Raw genomic sequence first — 18666 nt, forward strand, 5'->3', positions numbered from 1 at the left:
GATGGCCGACATCCTCGGCGTGCTCGCTCGTTCCTCGCTTAGACGCACGCTGCCGGATGCCGTCCACCAGCCGATAACGCTGCAGGTTTAGCCCCAGTGAGCCGGTTTTGTTAATTGGGGGGGTAGGAGGGTGGTGGGGTCGCCTTCGGCGGCGTTGATCTGCGGCTGGGTCAGGTAGAGCGCCTTGGTGAGATCGGCTCCGTGAAGCTGCGCTCCGCGCAAGTCAGTGCCCAGGAGGTCTACGGCCGTGAGGTCGCTCCCCCGTAAGTTGGCTCCGATCAGGTAGGCGCCGCGGAGGTCCGATCCGCAGAGGCGACGGTCCGCGAGGTTGGCACCCATGAGGTCGGCACCCGCACGGAGACCGCCGTCGGGTATTTGCTGGTCTTCGGCGCCGTAGGAGGCGCGGACCTCTTCGCTGACCTCCATCAGGAGCGCCCTAACCTCTCCATGGAGTGTTTCGACGTCGGCGGCCAGTACCGTGGACGCGTCTCCTTGGGCGGCGGCTGCTATGGCCTCGGAGAGATGGTCTGCCGCAGCAGCAAGATCGGGATCGAAAGTCCGTTGGCCTGCTTCAGCCAGGTACCAGAGCATCTCGTGGAGTTGCCTGACAACTTTGAACACCGCAAACATCGAGGACGTCGACGACGGGTCCTGTGCCCAGCTGGTTCCGGAGAACGTGCGTTGGGAGACCACTTGGCCGGCGCCGAAACAATCAAAAACCGTACAGCCGCGGAAGCCCCGGGGCCGTAGGCGTTGGTGAATGGTGCAGGAAAAATCATCCGCCATGTTCGGGCACGGCGAAGCTGCCGGTTTGTCGATCGCGAAGTCAGCGGATCGGGCGAATCCGAGCGCGGTACAGCAAAGGGCAAAGCAGTTGCCGCAGTCCGGGCTGAGGTTTAGTGAAAGGGTCATGCATGCTCCAGGTGAAGAGAAAGGGTCCGGTGGGAAGAGCCGGGGAACCCGTGAACGGGTTCCCCGGAGGGACACCCGTGATCACCTTGGAGGGCAGCACAAAGGGCAGTGCCGACGTTGTGTCAGCGCTGGGAAAATGGGTCAAAGCGCGCAGGAAAGAATCACTGCAATGATCTTAACAGGTGGATTGGCTTAACAGCAGGACTACCGCTGGGCGTAGCTCGCCCACGGAATGTTCCAGTCGCCGAAGCCTTCCAGCGGTTCCACTGCCGGTGCACCGGTGTTCAGGACCTGGACCACATCACCGGTCTTCATGTTGTTGAAGAACCACTCAGCATCCGCAGGCAGCAGGCCCACACAGCCATGCGAGACGTTGGCCACTCCAATAGAGCTCCACGCGGATTCCAGGGCTTGGTGAACATACACCCCGGACCACGTCAAGCGGTTTGCATAATCCACCACCACGGGAGCGTAGTAGCCCTTATCGCCAGGCTTCAGGCCGATGCTGCCGGCATTGAAGTTGGACTTGCGCTCCTGCTCAAGTATCACGGCGTAGCCGGTGGGCGACAGCCAGTCCTCCCCGCCCAAGGATACGGGGGCAGTATGAACCAGCTGACCATCCGAGTAAATGTTCATGGTCTTGGTTTTGTCGTCCACCACGGCCACACGCTGCGGACCCGTGGTGAACGTCGAGACCACGTCAGCGTTGCCGATCATATTGTTCCCAAAATCCACGCCCAAAAGCTTCATGTCCACGGTGACCGTAGTGCCGGAAGCCCAGAAAGCCTCCGGGCGGATCCTGACCTTCTTGTCCGAGTACCAGTGCCACGCCACAGGCTGGCCGGAGGACACGGTAATGGCAACCCGCTTCTCCATTGCCACCTTGTCTACTACGGGCTCACTGAAGTTGATTTCGATGGGCTGCCCCGAGCCTGCCGTGGTGCCGTGGCGGGGGTAGATGGATGCGTCGGCCTCGTATGCGGCGGAAACCGTGGTGAAGGTCTGGGACTTCCTGGTCTCTTTCCCTGCGGTATCCACAACAGTGAACGAGTAGCTGTACTGGGTTTTGAACTTCAGGACCTCAAGAGTGGTCCAGGTGCTGCCGTCGGGGCTGGTCTCGCCCTGCACAGGAGTACCGCCTCCCACCGGTGCCAGCACTACGTCCTTCAGCTTGCCATTGACCGCCTTGATCTGGGGACCCACCACGGGGTTCCACTCCACGGCACCGTCCAGCGGCGTGATGCCCAGCTCTACGGGTTTGGCTTCGACGGTAGGAGTCGGCGACGGCGCTACGGAGACGTCCTGCGCAGAACCTGCAAGCAGTCCAGGCACCGTGGCGACGCCAATTCCCCCCACCACAATAGCTGCGCAGATTCCAATGATGGCAAGGATCTTGCCCTTTTTCCGTTTGGCGACTTCCGTCATGGTTCCCGTCATCCTGTCCCCCGCAAGCATTGCTGAAGACCAAATTCTAGCCGAAAGGCCGGTCACGCTGGTCGCGTTCCCGGCCTTTCACCATCGATTTGGTTACCGCCGACACCGGCGGAAGGAGCAGCCTAGTAGCGGTAGTGCTCAGGCTTGTAAGGACCTGCAACATCCAGGTCCAGGTAGTCCGCCTGGTCCTTGCTCAGTTCCGTCAGCTCCACGCCCAAAGCATCCAAATGGAGGCGCGCTACCTTCTCATCAAGGATCTTGGGAAGGACGTAGACCTGGTTCTGGTACTCCCGCTCGCCGGCGGGCTGGTCCTTCTTGGTCCACAGCTCAATCTGCGCAATGGTCTGGTTGGCGAATGAGTTGCTCATCACGAACGACGGGTGGCCTGTGGCATTGCCCAGGTTGAGCAGCCTGCCCTCGGACAGCACAATAATGGAGCGTTCGGAATCCGTGCCGGCCTCGAAGACCCACTCGTGGACCTGCGGCTTGATCTCGACCTTCTTGACACCCGGAATTTTGGCAAGCCCGGCAATGTCGATCTCGTTGTCGAAGTGGCCGATGTTGCCCACGATCGCTTTGTTCTTCATGCCCAGCATGTGCTCGGCCATAATGACGTCCTTGTTGCCGGTGGTGGTGATGAAGATGTCACCCTGCGCGAGCACCGTCTCCAGCTTGGCAACCTGGTACCCATCCATAGCGGCCTGCAAAGCACAGATGGGATCAATCTCAGTGACGATCACCCGCGAGCCTTGGCCACGAAGCGCTTCAGCGGCACCCTTGCCTACGTCACCGTAGCCGCAGACAACTGCGACTTTGCCGCCCATGAGGACATCCGTGGCCCTGTTGATGCCGTCCGGAAGGGAGTGGCGGATGCCGTACTTGTTGTCGAACTTGCTCTTGGTGACGGAGTCGTTGACATTGATGGCCGGGAACAAGAGCTTGCCCTGCTCCGCGAGTTGGTACAGGCGGTGCACACCTGTGGTGGTTTCCTCGGTGACGCCTTCGATGCGTGCGGCCAGACGGGTCCACTTCTGCGGATCAGCGGCCAAGGTCCTGCGCAGGAGATCCAGGATGAGGACGTATTCCTCCGGATCATCCTCCGTGGCGGTCGGGACGGCGCCTGCCGCTTCGAATTCGGCGCCCTTGTGCAGCAGCAGCGTGGCGTCGCCGCCGTCGTCGAGAATCATGTTGGGACCCAACTCCGGGTTGGCATCGGCGCCAGGCCAGGTGAGGATCTGCTCAGCAGTCCACCAGTACTCCTCAAGGGTCTCACCCTTCCAGGCGAAAACCGGAACACCCTGCGGGTATTCCGGGGTGCCCTTGCCGACGACGACGGCGGCAGCGGCTTCGTCCTGGGTGGAGAAGATGTTGCAGGAGGCCCAGCGAACTTCCGCGCCCAGGGCAGTGAGGGTTTCGATGAGTACCGCGGTCTGGACCGTCATGTGCAAGGAACCGGCGATCCTTGCACCCTTGAGGGGCTGCGAAGCGCCGAACTCAGCACGGAGCGACATGAGGCCCGGCATTTCGTGCTCGGCAAGACGGATCTGATGGCGGCCGGCCTCCGCAAGAGTGATGTCAGCCACTTTAAAATCGAAAATCATGGAAGTCCTTAGGGGTACCGTGCGGATTAGATGGAAGTAAGCGCGTCAGGCCTTGGAATCGTGCTGGGCCGAGCTCGCAGCGTTGGCGGCGGCCAGCAGTTCCGGTGGCAGGAGGAGCGGGATACCGTCCTCGATGGTGTAGCGGAGCTTTTCGCCGTCCGCAGCGGCATCGGTGGAAACCAACTCGTCGCCCTCTTGGACCAGCGGTGAACCCGTCACGGGGCAGCGCAGGATGGACAACAGTTCAGGACTGACCTTTGGCATGAATGATGCTCCCTGGGTGGCGCCGGCACGGCGCCGCTGGCGGATATATCTGCAGATTCCAGACTACCAAGCAGGGAGATCGTGTTTTGATCCCGACGACGAATTGCGTCCGGGAAGCGAAACTCTGCAGCTGAAGCGGGCGCTAAGACGGTTCGCGGAGGATGCGCAAGTGCCCTCGACGGGTGCCTTCGGTGCCTGCGGGCGGCTCCATCTGCGCGTGATTGTGCCGGGTTGGATTCTCCGTGGTGGCCGACGCCGCCTCCCGGACCGCGTTGGCAAGTGCCAACAAGTCATCCGGGCCCGGCTCCTGGGGTGTTGTGGGCATAGCCAGGCGCAGGACTTCCCAGCCACGTGGAACCGTAAGCGACTCTGCGTGCTGAGAGCAAAGATCGTAGGCGTGCGGCTCCGCGTAAGTGGCCAGAGGACCGAGGACGGCGGTTGACTCTGCGTACACGTACGTCAAAGTGGCCACCGCGGACTGGCGGCAGGCTGATCTGGAACACTGACGAATGGCACCCACAACATCCCAGATTAGCGCCATTCCGCACGTACGTTGCGCATTGCCGGCCCGTGGCCCACAACTCCACGGAGTATCAAACCGATGCGGCGCGCTGCGGGCATTGATGTCGCGCTGGCGGTTCCTCGGGACTAAAGTCGATATATGCAGTCACAGCCACATGTTCCCGGGTTCAATATCCGGTGGACTGACGCCGATGGCGATCAGGCCCAGGAACACGCCGGTTCGGAAGTGCGGGGCTTTCGGCGACGCCGGCGAAACCGGCACGGACGGGGACTGCGGGGAGAGTTGATGCTCCCCAATCTCCCCGGGTTCCGCACCCGCTCAGAACGCTTCGACGACATGGTGTTGGATTCCGCAGAGCGGCTCCAGGACATGTGGGGAAAGCAGCTGGACGGCGTCCTTTTTGCAGTCGATGAAATACCGCCCAACCTTGAACAGATTGTCGCTACGGGAAACACTGCCCCGATGGGTTCCTACACCCCCGGTGGGCATGGCGAGGCACCCATGATCACGGTGTACCGCAGGGTGGTTGAGCAAGGCGCTTCCACCCGCGAGGAATTGCAGGACCTTGTCCACGATGTCGTGGTTGAGTACACCGCCGAGATGCTCGGCGTGCCGCCGGAGACGCTGGACCCGGTCTACCGTCGTCGATACCAGTGACTTAGTAGCCTACCGAGACCGGGACCTTCTCAAGTCCCGCTGCTGCGTCCTGGATTGCCACGACCGATACGTCTGTCCGTCCTTGCCTTCCAAATACCAGCGCCCCGAACACCGGGTCACCTGACGCTGAGACCACGTAGCCAACCACAACCGAACCTCCGGACTTATCCGACAGCCCGATCACGGACGTGGTCCCGCCGGACATGTCCACGTCAACGGCCTTGCCGACTTTTCCGTCAGCGGTCACCGGTGCGTACGTGACGGTGCCACGCCCGTCGGGGACACCGAAGCTCAAGGACCGCTGGCCCTCCCGGGGAAGGGCCACCAAGTGCTGGCTGCCAAGGCGGGCCGACGACGGCGACCACGCAAAGTCGGTTGCTTCCTCGGCCTTGGCGCCGCGGGTGATCCTCGCCGATGCAAGGAACGAAACGTCCGAGCTCGCACTGAGGGTGTAGCTGCCGGCCGGAACCCCGTCGAGGTTTAGGGTGGCCACTGTACCGCCTTTGACCGTCACGACTCCTCCGTTGGGGATCTTGCGTTCCCCGTTGACACCATAAAGTCTTACCTGCACTACGGCGTCAGTGGATCCGGGCACTGCGATCTGAAGGGCCGGTACCGCGTCCGCGAAACCCGACTTACCGGCCAGCGCCTTGATGGCCCCCGGATCTTGAATATCAACTCCGGACATCACCTGCAGGTTGGAAGGACCCGCACCCGGTGAGAGGTACTCGACGCCGCCGGGAGCGATCCCCCGCAGCACGCTCTGCTGAATGGTGGATGCGACCGGGCCACCCGTGCTGCGCACGTGCACGGCAAGTTGCGATTCGCCTGGCGCGAGTCCGGCCAAGTTCACCGAACGGGTGGTTCCGGGAGCTACCAGGAGCCCGCGGGCGCCGGGAGCTTGAATCTGCCCTTCGTATCCGTACAGTTCAAGGTTTACGGTGGCAGGGGTTTCGGAGGCATTGCTCACGTTCAGGACTGCTGTCCGGCCGACAGCAGTGTTGGCTCCCAAGAGCCAAGCATCGTTGCCCGGCGACTGGCATTGGGTGGACGCGAGGCCGCGGAGATCACCATCCGTAGCTGAGTAGCTCAGATTGGCCGCCAACGAGGCCTGTTCGTTTCCAAGGGCTTCGGCCCCCACCACCGTGGGAGAAGTCACCGGGCTGATGGTCGCCACTCCGGCCGCCAGTACGGGCGGACCAACCGTGGGGGTCGGCGTGGTGGCAGGAGCCTTGGCGATCTCGGCCACAGCCTCACCAGCCAGCGATGTCACATTGCTCCCGGGGACCGTTCCGGCAGGGTTGCTCAACACCACAGCGTTCAGGGCGCTGGCGGCCGTGGTGGACACCGGGCTGAAGTCAGCGTCAGTTCCCACCACCGTTCCACTCACGAGCCTCGCGGGTTCGGGACACACTCCCAAAGAGCGTCCCGCGGGAACGTCGGCTTCTCGGATGTCCGTGGTGGTCCCCCCGGAAGGTTCCGGGACCATCGCGGTCGCAGTCACCGCGGCGCCACCCGCGGCGAGGATGACCACTGCCGACACGACGCCGGTGATGACTCCCTTGTTGGAGCCGCGGGAGTTGGAGCCGCGGGAGTTGGAGCCGCGCGAGTTGGAGCCGCGGGAAGTGGAACTGCGGATCTTGGAGCTCCCGGACCTCTTGCCGGAACCTCTTGCTTCTCCCCTGTCCCCCGCCGGGGACTTTGTGTTTTCCGGGGTTCCAGGGCTTTCCCCGGACACATTCGTCTGGACCTCAGACACTGCTGTACTCCTTACGGAGGGAGACTTCATCCCTCGACATGCCGGTTCGGCTACGGCGCGCGGGCATCGGAACGGCCAACAGCACCGTCAATCCAATCACCACAGCCTGCAGGATTCCGATCCACACGGCCCAAGCGTTGGTGTAGCGGATCTCAAGGTCGCCACCGCTGGCAGGGAGTTCGAAGGCCTGAGACCAACCGGATGTTGTGGCCTTCAGTTGGCGGCCATTCAACCAGGCGCTCCAGCCGGGATCGGACCGTTCGGCCAGGACAACTTTTCGGCCCTCAGCGCCCGGCGGCACAGTGGCGTTGACGTCCACTTCTTCCGATGGCAGGCCACTAACCAGCGCGCCCTGTGAATCCACAATGCGTACCCGGTGCGCGGTGTCTGCAGCAGTAGCCGCTGGTTGGTCTCGCGGCGTCACCCGCCACAGCCAGCCGGCGTCGGTCTGGCCAACGGCCACAAGTCCGGGGACAGCGTCGATCCTGCTGGCCGTCAACTGCGCAGCATTGTCTGCTGCCTTGAGGACCACGAACCCGGCACCGAGTTGTTCAAGGTCGGCGCGGGGGTCCACACCCGTTCCCGCCACGATGGTGGCGACGGCCCTGCGGAGGGAGGTAGTAGCGGCGTCATCGGCCGCGATTTCCTCACGTCCAGGCGCACCAATGATGGTCCGTGCAGAGGCAATAGTGGACAAGCTGTCCAGGGTGGTACCGACGCCCCGCATCAGTGAAGAGGAGTATGCCCCCTGCTCACCGCTGGTGATGACAAGCGTTCGCGCCCGCTCGGGTCCCTGTCCACGGTCGACGGCGGTGGCAGGCAGGGTGCCCGTCTCCACCGGCCATATTTGGCGGCGGGCTCCAAGGGACGAGACCTGATCGGCCGGGTCGGGTGCGGCAGTAACACCGGCAATCGGCGTGGGCTGAAGGACGTTCTGGACGGCCCAGGCAGTCATGCCGGCAAGAGGACCCGCGACGAGCAGCGTCATTGCCACAGTCGAGGCAACCCGCCGCCACGGGAGGTGACGCGGGGCAAGCTTTGGTGCCCGCCGCGTTGCGGCGAAAAGCTTCTCCGCGCCGAGGATAGCAGCACCGAGGAGCAACATACCTGCCGCTGATACGGCCGGGCCTGTGAACGGTCCAACAATGACGTTGTTGTTGACTCCGGTAGCCACATGGCCCACAAGCCAACCACTCGCAAGGGTAGCCAAAGCAACCAACCAGAACACCCTGACCAGTGCAGCGCGCTTGCCGGGCACGAACAAGGCGGCAACAGCCAGGACCAGGATCGGTGCGATGAAAAGCAGGGCCAGCAACAGGGCCCAAGGCACGGAGCCAGGGCCGAAGATCGCCAAACCGGTCAGGCCGCCGTCGATGTCGAAGGCAAGCGGCTGGCCGAGAAGCTGCTGCCACAGCGGCGCGGCTTCAAAGGTCAGCGGCAATCCGGGATCGGCAAGCAATGAGCGCGGCCTGTCCAGCACGGATACTCCGTAGGGAAGGAACAAGGCGACAGTTGGCAGGAGTGACCACCACAACGTTTTACCGCGATGCCCCAGGACTACTGCGGCCAGGATTACCGCCACGGCGATAGGCCCCAACAATGAGGGCGCAGAGGCCGTGATGACGGCCATGGCGAGACCTGCAGCGGCAGCAGCAGTCCAGGACGGTGTTCCATTGATGCCGGGCTTACCGAGGATCAGGGCAGGACGTCGGCTGAGGTGTGTGGCCGCCAACGCAGGCCCTTGGGCTACGGCCGATCCCGAGGCACGCAACAGCGCGAGCAGCAGAAGCGGCATCATCATGTGAGCCATCAGGGCGCCGACGCGGCCCTCGTTGATCGCAATCAAAAGCGCTGGAGCGCCGGCCCATGCAAGGGCGGCTGCAATCCTAAAGCGGCGCTTGGTAGTCAGCGCGCCCGCCGCGAACCATGCGCCCAGTGCGGACAACGGCATGGCAAGGATCAGGAGCCACACCATGGCCGCGTTTCCGTCTCCGCCTCCGAAGAGGGAGAGCAGCCACAGCACATAGCCGAACGGATCGCCGTGTCCGGGCAGGCCCGCGCCCAAGGCGATCCACCACGTGGACGCATTCGCCCAAATGTCATTTGGTGACGCCGAAAGAGGCAGGAGTCCACCGCCTGCAACCATGCCTGAACGGAGTAGGCCCAACAATCCCACGAGTGCCGCGGCGAGGGCCACCAGGGAAGCGGCGACGGCGCCGGTGCCCACCCAGCCTCGTTCATTGGTGGCCAGCGCGGCGAAGTCGTCCACTGCATCCCCGCTGGGTTCCGGGGCCAAAAGATCGGAGACCGCCGAGATTTCGTCGGCGGGGCGGATTGCCTCCAATAAGGAGCGTCGGTTAGCGCGGACTTCCCTTGTGGGCGTCTGCAGGCCCCGAACCACGGACCTGTGTACGCGGCGCGTCCTGGCAGCAACCCTTCGCCCCCTGGCGATGGCCATGGGCCGGACGAGGGCAGCAATGGTGGCAGTAAATTGGGAGAGTCCGTATCCCGGTTCTTTAACCAGGATGCTCAGCATTAGTCGGATAATGGCACCGAACAACGCCCCCACGGCCTGGAAGGGCACATTCCACCAAGGCGTGTGCTTGAGCCGCATATGGATCTGGGCTTTACGTGCCGCGGTGGAGGTTCCCAGGCCGTGCGGGCGGTGCTCCACGTGGAACATGCGTGCACTGGGGACTACTACTACGCGGTTGCCCGCCAGCCAGTTGCGCCAGCAGAAGTCCACGTCGTCGCCGCTGCCGGGCAGTGCGGGGTCAAAACCCTGCAGCAGTTCCCAGACGTCGCGGCGGATCAACATACCTGCGGAGTTCACGGCGAAAGTGTCCGTACGGGCGTCGTATTGCCCCTGGTCCACCTCGTCGGCGTCGATCAGGGTAAGGCGTTCAGCCCAACGGCTCGTTGAAAGTCCCACATCAACCAGATGCCGCTTGTTGTCCCAGCCGAGCTGCTTACAGCCGGCCACGGTAACGGATGGGGCGCGTTCAACTGCATGGAGCAGCTCCGCCAACGCATCGGGCGCCGGTGCGGCGTCGTCATGCAAGAGCCAGATCCATTGGACAGAATCACCCTGCGAAGCAATATTGTCGGGAGCGAGTTCCTGCAGCCCGGCGCGCACAGCGGCCCCGAAGCCTGACTTTGCGTGCTGGAACGACGTGACGTTGCTCTGGCCGAGGGCCCCTCGGAGCAAGTCAAGCGAATTATCCGTGGACCCTGTATCAACGCCAATGGCGGCATCTGCCGAACGCGTCTGGTCCGCCAATGCCGCCAATGTCCTGGGCAGATAGTTGCCGCCGTCGTGGGAAACCACGACGGCGGTAACATGCACTTCCTTGAGAATTAGACCGCTCGCTTCCTTAGCCGACGACGCTCCCGCTCGGAGAGTCCGCCCCAAATACCGAACCGCTCATCATTCGCGAGAGCGTATTCCAAGCACTGCGAACGGACGTTGCACGCTCCGCAGACCTTCTTGGCGTCCCGGGTTGACCCACCCTTTTCGGGGAAGAAAGCTTCAGGATCGGTCTGTGCGCATAGCGCGTCTGTCTGCCAGCCGAGTTCACCTTCGTCATCGAAGTCCCCTTGGGGCAAGCCGATCCACACCGGCTGCCCCGGCGTTTCAAGCGGACGACGCACCTCCATGGGAGGGTCGTCCAAGTCTTCGTCCGGTCCAGCGGGCAGGTCACCGACCAGCGCCTCATGTGCGGCAAGGAGGGCTGTTGCCTGATCCTCCAAGGACTGCTGCACATTCTGGTTGTATCGCTCTGCCGCTTCCGGGTCCGCCGGGTCCACGTACCAATCCCCCGGTACTTCCCGCGAACGGTATTTCACCGACGCATGTTCTGCGACGACTGCATCTTCCTGGATACGCAACGCTTGCCCCATGGCGTCCCTCCTGATTTTGCAGCTGCTGCTTGGATGTGTTTCCGATTCCCGGTGACGTTCCGGGGATCTGTGCAGCGGCGTTGATTACTAATTACACGCGTGTAACTACCCGCCCGTCAAGCCGCGCCGGGATAATAATCAAGAATTCGTAGAAACGTGGGATGCGCCACGCCCAACATTTTGGTCGCGCCGCTGCGTGTCTGGACGGGAAACGGAAGCACCTGGTCGGTTCAAGTGAACTTTCATTGAATTTCCGCGGAATTGCGCTCCCGCCCCCAATGGCGCCCACCGACTGGAGAAATTGCAGTGTGTCGCATCTCACAATTGCGGTGTCGGGCCCTAAGGAACCTGCCTAACCGCCGTGGCAAGATTGACGCATGAGCATCCCGGCAGCAAACCTGATGACAGCCCTGCGATCCGGCCATTCGACCTCACCACGCCTCACCTGGTACGGCCCCGACTCTGAGCGGGTGGAGCTGTCAGGTCGGGTCCTGGATAACTGGGTGGCCAAAACCAGCAACCTGTTGCAGGACGAACTGGATGCCGAACCCGGTATGTCAATCAGGCTGGATCTCCCGGCCCACTGGAAGTCCTTCGTCTGGGGGTTGGCATCGTGGCAACTGGGAATGGAGGTGGTCTTCGACCACAGCTCAGCGGACCTCTTGGTAACGGACAAGCCCGGCGACGGCGCCGGGGCCGGTTACAACGCGGTGGTCGCCGTGCCGCTCGCTGCACTTGCCATGCGGTGGCAGGGCGAGCTGCCCTCCGGCGTCGTGGATTACGCGGCGGAAGTCCGCTCCCACGGCGACGTCTTCATGGCGCATAACGAACCCGAGGCAACCCTGCCGGCCGTACGTGGAACGTCAGGTGTCCCCCACGAGGACCTCATAGACGTTTTTGCTGCCGCGCAAGAGCCCGGTGTCCGGCTGCTTGTACGTGCGGCAGACGGCCTGGAATCGTGCTTGGCAGCGTCATTGGGGGCATGGAAAGAGGACGGCTCGGTAGTGCTGGTGCACCCGGACCTTGAAGTGACCGACCACCTGCTGGAGAACGAGCGGGTTAGCCGCTCCTAACCCCAGTGGTATCACACGCTCTTGGGCCTCAGAGGTTCTTGGCTGTAGGAAATTCGCCGGTAGCCGGATGGGCGCCGGCTTCGGCCTTGGCCTTGTGGTGAAGCTCAATGATCTCGTGGTCATGCGAGAATTCGGGTTCGGCATCCAGTTCTTCGTTGAACACCCAGAAACGGTAGGCGAAGAAACGGAAGATGGTGCCCAGGATGAGCCCAACAACACTGCCGGCAATGAACAGCGAGGGCTTGTCGTTGAGGTCCAGGATGTACTTCGCCACCCACACACAACCCGATGCAATCAGGAGCCCTACAAGGTTCATGATGGCGAACAGCACGGCCTCACGAACAACGTTGGCCTGTTTACGGTGCCGGAAAGTCCAGAAACGGTTGGCTACCCACGAGAAGATACTTGCAACAATGGTTGCAATGGCCTTTGCCCACACTTCGCTGCCGTGCATCGGGCCGGAGAACAGCCAGATGAATACCGCCGAATCGATGACAAAAGCAACACCGCCGACGGCGCCGAACTTTGCTACCTCACGCCAGAAAAGTGAGGCAAGTCCGCGGATGCGATCTGCAAGTGTGGTGATCATGACCCTCCATGGCCGTTGAAATGTGGGCCGATGGGCCAGACCCATTTTAGCGCCGATTTCCATGCGCCGCCTTTGAGCGGGCTGTGAGAACGCCGATACTGCTGCTTCGCGCCGTAGAAATCCGTAGCCAAAGGCGGCAGAATCAGTGATCCTGCCGCCGGTTCGGTAGGCTGAACCTTGTGACTTTTCCAGTAATTGGCGTTGTTGGCGGCGGCCAGCTCGCACGAATGATGGCTCCGCCCGCTACCGCCCTGGGCTTCGAACTCCGCGTTTTGGCCGAAGGTGAGGACGTTTCGGCCGTGGCTGCAGTGGCCACTGCGCCTATTGGCGACTACAAAGACCTGGACGCTCTTTTGGAGTTCTCCAAGGGCTTGGACGTGCTGACGTTTGATCACGAACACGTCCCCACGGAACACCTGCAGGCCCTCCTGGATGCCGGCGTCAACGTGCAACCGGGCCCTGATGCATTGGTCAATGCCCAAGACAAGCTGGTGATGCGGGCGGCAATTGACCGCCTGGGCCTGCCGAACCCCGAGTGGTCAGCAGTTAACACAGTTGAAGATCTCGTGGCCTTTGGCGACAGGATCGGCTGGCCCGTGGTTCTGAAGACACCTCGCGGCGGCTACGACGGCAAGGGAGTAAGAATTGTTGACTCGGCGGAGGACGCCGTGGAAACAGCCGACTGGTTCCAGGCCATGAGCCCGCTGCTGGCCGAAGCAAAGGTTGAATTCAGCCGCGAACTTTCGGCCCTTGTAGCGCGCAGCCCCAGTGGCGAATCACGCGCCTGGCCCGTCGTGCACACCATCCAGGTGGACGGTGTTTGCGATGAAGTGATCGCTCCCGCACAGAACATTTCCCTTGAAGTGGCTGCTGCAGCGGAAGAGGCTGCCCTGCGCATTGCCAATGAACTTGGCGTCACCGGAGTCATGGCCGCAGAGATGTTCGAAACTCCTGGAGTGGGAGCGGGCTTCCTGATCAACGAACTCGCCATGCGTCCGCACAACACCGGTCACTGGACGCAGGATGGCTCCATCACGAGCCAGTTCGAGCAGCACCTGCGGGCCGTGTTGGACCTTCCGTTGGGTGCTACCGACGCCTTGGCCCCTGTAGTGGTCATGAAGAATTTCCTGGGAGGCGACAACCAGGACCTCTTTGAAGCCTTCCCCATGGCATTGGCCTTCGAGCCCGCGGCAAAGGTGCATTCTTACGGCAAGTCCGTCCGCCCGGGCCGCAAGATCGGCCACGTGAACCTCGTAGGCAGCTCCGTCTCCGACGTCGACTCCGTCCGCCAGCGTGCTACCACCGTGGCCAACATCATCCGTGACGGCCGCAGGCCCGCGCAGACCACCCTTGAGGAGACCGCATGACTTCCGAAACAACAGCCCCGCTCGTAGGGCTCGTGATGGGCTCCGATTCCGACTGGCCAGTCATGGAAGCCGCCGCTGACGCCCTGGCCGAGTTCGGTATCCCCTTTGAGGCCGACGTCGTTTCCGCCCACCGAATGCCCACAGAGATGATCCGCTACGGCCAGACCGCCCATGAACGCGGCTTGCGCGTCATCATTGCCGGAGCAGGCGGAGCAGCGCACCTTCCCGGGATGCTGGCCTCAGTTACGCCCCTTCCGGTCATCGGCGTCCCGGTCCCCCTGAAGACCTTGGACGGCATGGACTCGCTGCTGTCCATCGTGCAGATGCCCGCCGGTGTTCCCGTGGCCACAGTGTCCATCGCGGGTGCCCGCAATGCAGGCCTCCTCGCCGTCCGTATGCTGGCTTCGGGGACCGACGAACTTGCCTCGAAGCTCCGTGCCGACCTCCTCACTTTCGCCCAGGAGTTGAACGACGTTGCCACCAAGAAGGGCGAAAACCTTCGCCACAAAGTAGAAGAGGTCTTTTCCCCTGCCAATGCTTCCGCACGGAGCTCCCGCTAGGAAGGCAGCGGTTGATGACCATGCAGAAGACCCAGAGTCAGCCCGGTTCCGCCCTGACTGATCCCGTCCGCTATCCGTCCGGCGCCAGCGCACCGGTGCGGACCAAACGCGCCTTCGTGCTGGTCCTCCTCACTCTCTTTGTTCCCGGCAGCGCCCAAATCGTTGCCGGGGATCGCAAACTTGGCCGCATCGCTTTGCGTGTCACCATCACGGTATGGGCTCTCGCCCTGCTCACGTTGTTCATCGCCTTGGTGAACCGGACCATGCTGCTCAGCGTTGTCACCCATCCTGTGGGCTCGCTGTTCATCATTGCGGTCCTCGTCGCGTTGGCGGTGGGCTGGGCTTTCCTGTTCCTGAATACGCTGAGGATCATCAGGCCCGCGCTGCTGGCCCCTGGAATGCGCCCTATCATCGCCGTGGTCCTGGCAGTAACCACAGTCCTTGCCAGCGGATCGCTCGGTTATCTCGCCTACGTCCTGAACGTCAGCCGCAATGCGATCGGCAGCATCTTCAATGCCGGCCCCGCCATTGATCCCGTGGACGGGCGGTACAACTTCCTTATGATGGGTGGCGATGCCGGAGACGACAGGACCGGCCGCCGCCCTGACAGCCTCTCGGTGATCAGCGTCGACGCGAAAACCGGCGAGAGCGCCATCATTTCCGTCCCCCGCAATCTTCAGAACGCCCGGTTCAGCGAGGGTTCGCCAATGCGTCAGGTCTACCCCGACGGTTACAACTGCGGTGACGAATGCCTTATCAACGCCGTGAACACGGAAGTCACCAACAACTATCAGGATCTCTATCCAGGTGTGGCCGATCCCGGCGCCCAAGCTACGCTCGAGGCAGTGTCAGGCACTCTGGGCATCACCGTCCAGGCGTATGTCCTTGTGGACATGGACGGTTTCGCCAAACTCATCGACGCCATGGGTGGAATCCGTATCAAGGCCGGTGGCTGGGTACCTATCAGTGGTCCCGTCACTGACGAGGCCAACGGAATTCACGGCATGCCCGATGGCTGGATCCCTGCCGGCGACCAGCAGCTGAATGGCTTCCAAGCCCTTTGGTATGGACGTTCCCGCGAGTTCGTTGATGACTACGCCCGCATCGCCCGCCAGCAATGCGTACAGCAAGCCATGCTCAAGCAGCTGGACCCCGCCACGCTCCTCACCAAGTTCGAGGACATCGCCAACGCAGGCACCAAGGTGGTTGACTCCAACATCTCCTCCAACCAGCTGGGCAGCTTTGTGGACCTCGCCTTGAAGTCCAAGAACCAGCCCATCAAGCGCCTCACCATCGGACCTCCGGACTTTGATGCGTCCTTCTCCACGGTTCCCGACTTTGAGGTGATCCACTCCAAGGTCCAGGAAGTCCTGGCCTCGTCCAACACGCCCAAGGCGAATGACGCAGACATTTCCTCTGAAGGAGCCGTTGCCGGGGGCATCATGGCCGCTGGTCCGGTTGCCGGTTCCGTCAGCGCGGGTCAGCTGCCGTCGCCGTCGGCCGATTTCACCCCCGTGACCACCACGCCGGACGGCACCCCGATCACCGTCGAGCTGTTGAACGGCCTCAAGGCCCAAGGCGATGAGCAAGGTATCCGTGACCTCGTGGCTACCAACGGGCAGTGCGCACCACTGTAAACCCGGTTACACCCACCCACGTTCAGCGCAACGATAAGGACTTTCTTTCGTGTATCAGATAGAGAATGTTTTGCGACCCTATGCGTGGGGTTCGACGACGGCAATCGCCGGTTTGCTGGGTCGCCCGGCATCAGGTGGTCCGGAAGCGGAAATGTGGATCGGGGCCCACCCGGACTCGCCTTCCACAGCCGTCCACCCCAATGGAGTTACCCAGCCCTTGGATGCACTGATCGCTTCCGATCCGTTGCGTTGCCTGGGCTCGGAAAGCCTTGCCGAGTTCGGACCACGGCTGCCGTTCCTCACCAAGCTCCTCGCCGCGGAGCAGCCGCTGTCCCTGCAGGTGCACCCCAGCCTGGAGCAGGCCCGGGAAGGGTTCGCACGGGAAAATGCGGCCGGGATTCCCGCCGATGCGGCTGACCGGAACTACCGTGACGACAACCACAAACCTGAGATGATTTTCGCTCTCACTCCGTTCAAAGCTCTGTGTGGTTTCCGTTCACCTGCCGTGTCCAAGGACATCTTCGAGCACCTGGCCCGCGTCCTTGATTCCGCAGCGGTCAACACCCCGGATGTCATCCATGGCGTCATCACGGACCTTGGCCAGCCTGATGAGCCTGCAGCCCTGAAGGCAGCCTTCAGCCGGCTCATCCAAGGTGGCGCCGACGTCTCCGACGCCATCAACGAGGTAGTCGCGGTCCTGTCCGCCGGCGCGCCGCTGGAGCCGCACCGCGAAGCGTTGACCGCCATGGTGGACATCAACGAAGCCTTCCCCGGAGATCCCGGCGTGCTCATTTCGCTGCTTCTCAACCACCTGTCCCTGAAGCCCGGCGAGGTGGTTTACCTGCCGGCCGGCAACGTCCACGCTTACCTGCACGGTTTGGGGGTGGAGGTCATGGCGTCCTCGGACAATGTTCTCCGAGGCGGACTCACGCCCAAGCATGTTGACGTCCCGGAGCTCCTGAAGACCGTGCGTTTCGAAGCACTCGGCGCGCCCCGCATCGAGGCGAGCGGAACCGAATTCGGGCAGGAACTGTACCGCCCGCCATTCAAGGAATTCCAGCTGCAGCGCATCGAGCTCGGCCCGGGCGCCGAGCCGGTGCCGCTGGCCCAAAACGGACCCGCCGTCGTCGTGGTGGTGACCGGTTCCGTAATGCTCGACTCGCCCAAGAGCGATCTTCGCTTGCAGCGGGGCGCTGCGGCGTTCATCCCCGACCTCGAAGCGCCCGTGAACGTCCACCCCGTCCAGGGCACTACGGACACCAGTGTTGCCTTTGCAGTAACCACCGGCCTGGGGAACTGATCCATGGAGTTTTTCCTCCAAACGCCCGCATGGGCGGCCGTCCAGCGTTCCCTGGGACGCCGTGTCCATGAGCAGTCCGGACCGGGTTGGAGCTTCCTCGCCATCGAGGAGAAGAACCCGGCAGGCAAAGTCATTTACGCCCCCTACGGCCCCGTGGCGGAGTCCGTGAAAGCTTTCGACGCCGCCACCGCCGCCCTGGTGGCTCTGGCCAAGGACGAGCGCGCGGTGTTCGTGCGGATGGAGCCCGCTGCCGCAGGGTTCACAGCGTCCGACGCCGATGCCCTCCTTCGCGCCCGTGGCTTGAGGCCGGCGCCGGTCAACCAACAGCCAGAGCTCAGCTGGATCGTGGATCTGGAGGGGGACTTCAAGGACGTCCTGGCCGGCATGAAACCGACCAACAGGAACCTTTACCGGAATATCCACAAAAAGGGCGTGACCTTCCGCGCGTCCCAGGACCCCGCCGATATCTCTGTGCTCCTGCACTTCCTGCACCTCACGGCTGCCCGGAACGGTTTCAAGCCCCAAAGCGACGAGTACCTCACCCAAGTAGCCGCCTCCCTGCTGCCTAACGGTGCAGGAACGCTGTTCATCGCGGAGCTCGACGCCGAACCGATCGCCGCTGCTTTCGTCTATGACTCAGCTGATACTCGTGTGTACGCCCACGCGGCCCTGGACGACACCCATCGCAAGCTCAGCGCAGGTATCCCGCTCCTGGTCAACCTGATGGCCGATGCCAAGGAGAAGGGCCTCAAACACGTGGACCTCTGGGGCGTTGCACCCGAAGACCAACCGGACCACAAATGGGCTGGCTTCACGGCGTTCAAGAAATCTTTCGGAGGCCGCGAAGTCTCCTACCCCGGCACCTGGGACCTCCCGGTGAACAAGCTCCGCTACGGCGCCTACCAACTGGCCAGGAAAGTCCGGGACAAACTGCGCTAGGCCGCCGCCCGTGTCACCAGTGAACGCGTACCGCCACCACCCACTTTGAGGCCTCCTGCATCATGACACGCCGGGGATCCGGCTCGTCCACAGGGTTCCAATGTCAAAGTAGGTGGTGACGGCCCACCCCGCGCACTGCCCCACCAAATCC

The 18666-nt window shown here is 62.7% G+C and carries 16 protein-coding genes; 7 read left to right on the forward strand and 9 right to left on the reverse strand.

Annotated elements, in window-relative coordinates; translation table 11 throughout:
• Positions 1-87: 87 nt before the first annotated feature.
• The 5 genes from ACLRGI_RS11095 to ACLRGI_RS11115 form a co-directional block, all read right to left on the reverse strand.
• The gene (locus ACLRGI_RS11095; RefSeq protein ID WP_419201709.1) at positions 88-912 is read right to left on the reverse strand and encodes a pentapeptide repeat-containing protein; all 825 of its coding nucleotides are present in this window, start codon (positions 910-912) and stop codon (positions 88-90) included.
• A gap of 204 nt (positions 913-1116) precedes the next feature.
• On the reverse strand, positions 1117-2349 hold the full coding sequence (locus ACLRGI_RS11100; RefSeq protein WP_419201710.1) for a L,D-transpeptidase: 1233 nt from the start codon (positions 2347-2349) through the stop codon (positions 1117-1119).
• 119 nt (positions 2350-2468) lie between these two features.
• Complete coding sequence (ahcY, locus tag ACLRGI_RS11105; protein WP_419201711.1) at positions 2469-3947, reverse strand: adenosylhomocysteinase; 1479 nt, start codon at positions 3945-3947, stop codon at positions 2469-2471.
• A gap of 45 nt (positions 3948-3992) precedes the next feature.
• The gene (locus ACLRGI_RS11110) at positions 3993-4211 is read right to left on the reverse strand and encodes a Trm112 family protein (RefSeq protein ID WP_419201712.1); all 219 of its coding nucleotides are present in this window, start codon (positions 4209-4211) and stop codon (positions 3993-3995) included.
• Between the two features lie 142 nt (positions 4212-4353).
• Positions 4354-4752, reverse strand: coding sequence for a DUF3499 domain-containing protein (locus ACLRGI_RS11115; protein ID WP_419201713.1), 399 nt, complete (start codon positions 4750-4752; stop codon positions 4354-4356).
• A gap of 120 nt (positions 4753-4872) precedes the next feature.
• On the opposite strand from ACLRGI_RS11115, the gene ACLRGI_RS11120 reads away from it, so the two are divergent.
• Positions 4873-5391, forward strand: a complete 519-nt coding sequence (locus tag ACLRGI_RS11120) for a metallopeptidase family protein (protein WP_419201714.1) — start codon at positions 4873-4875, stop codon at positions 5389-5391.
• A 1-nt stretch (position 5392) separates the two neighbouring features.
• Here ACLRGI_RS11120 and ACLRGI_RS11125 read toward each other — a convergent pair whose 3' ends face one another.
• The 3 genes from ACLRGI_RS11125 to ACLRGI_RS11135 are packed head-to-tail and all read right to left on the reverse strand — an operon-like array spanning position 5393 to position 11050.
• The gene (locus ACLRGI_RS11125) at positions 5393-7150 is read right to left on the reverse strand and encodes a DUF5719 family protein (RefSeq protein ID WP_419201715.1); all 1758 of its coding nucleotides are present in this window, start codon (positions 7148-7150) and stop codon (positions 5393-5395) included.
• Positions 7143-10496 carry a glycosyltransferase family 2 protein gene (locus ACLRGI_RS11130; RefSeq protein WP_419201716.1) on the reverse strand — a complete coding sequence of 1118 codons (3354 nt, stop codon included), beginning with the start codon at positions 10494-10496 and terminating at the stop codon, positions 7143-7145. The genes ACLRGI_RS11125 and ACLRGI_RS11130 overlap by 8 nt, the downstream gene beginning before the upstream one ends.
• Positions 10497-10507: 11 nt before the next feature.
• Positions 10508-11050, reverse strand: a complete 543-nt coding sequence (locus ACLRGI_RS11135) for a WhiB family transcriptional regulator (RefSeq protein WP_419201717.1) — start codon at positions 11048-11050, stop codon at positions 10508-10510.
• 377 nt (positions 11051-11427) lie between these two features.
• On the opposite strand from ACLRGI_RS11135, the gene ACLRGI_RS11140 reads away from it, so the two are divergent.
• Positions 11428-12123, forward strand: coding sequence for a TIGR03089 family protein (locus ACLRGI_RS11140; protein WP_419201718.1), 696 nt, complete (start codon positions 11428-11430; stop codon positions 12121-12123).
• A gap of 28 nt (positions 12124-12151) precedes the next feature.
• Here ACLRGI_RS11140 and ACLRGI_RS11145 read toward each other — a convergent pair whose 3' ends face one another.
• A complete protein-coding gene (locus ACLRGI_RS11145) occupies positions 12152-12712 on the reverse strand; it encodes a GtrA family protein (protein ID WP_419201719.1) in 561 nt (186 codons plus the stop codon).
• Positions 12713-12891: 179 nt separating this feature from the next.
• Here ACLRGI_RS11145 and ACLRGI_RS11150 point away from each other — a divergent pair, with 179 nt between their 5' ends.
• From ACLRGI_RS11150 to ACLRGI_RS11170, 5 genes are read left to right on the forward strand one after another with little or no spacing between them, the layout of a single operon-like run.
• Positions 12892-14079, forward strand: coding sequence for a 5-(carboxyamino)imidazole ribonucleotide synthase (locus ACLRGI_RS11150; RefSeq protein ID WP_419201720.1), 1188 nt, complete (start codon positions 12892-12894; stop codon positions 14077-14079).
• Positions 14076-14639 (forward strand): 5-(carboxyamino)imidazole ribonucleotide mutase, encoded by a 564-nt coding sequence (gene purE, locus ACLRGI_RS11155; RefSeq protein WP_309075397.1) that lies wholly within the window; start codon positions 14076-14078, stop codon positions 14637-14639. The genes ACLRGI_RS11150 and purE overlap by 4 nt, the downstream gene beginning before the upstream one ends.
• A gap of 14 nt (positions 14640-14653) precedes the next feature.
• Positions 14654-16276 carry an LCP family protein gene (locus tag ACLRGI_RS11160; RefSeq protein ID WP_419201721.1) on the forward strand — a complete coding sequence of 541 codons (1623 nt, stop codon included), beginning with the start codon at positions 14654-14656 and terminating at the stop codon, positions 16274-16276.
• A gap of 49 nt (positions 16277-16325) precedes the next feature.
• Positions 16326-17576, forward strand: a complete 1251-nt coding sequence (gene manA / locus ACLRGI_RS11165; protein WP_419201722.1) for a mannose-6-phosphate isomerase, class I — start codon at positions 16326-16328, stop codon at positions 17574-17576.
• 3 nt (positions 17577-17579) lie between these two features.
• Positions 17580-18515, forward strand: coding sequence for a lipid II:glycine glycyltransferase FemX (locus ACLRGI_RS11170; RefSeq protein ID WP_419201723.1), 936 nt, complete (start codon positions 17580-17582; stop codon positions 18513-18515).
• The last annotated feature ends 151 nt before the right edge of the window (positions 18516-18666 follow it).

The organism is Paenarthrobacter sp. PPS72 (assembly GCF_048537125.1).
Classification (GTDB): Bacteria; Actinomycetota; Actinomycetes; order Actinomycetales; family Micrococcaceae; genus Arthrobacter; species Arthrobacter nitroguajacolicus_E.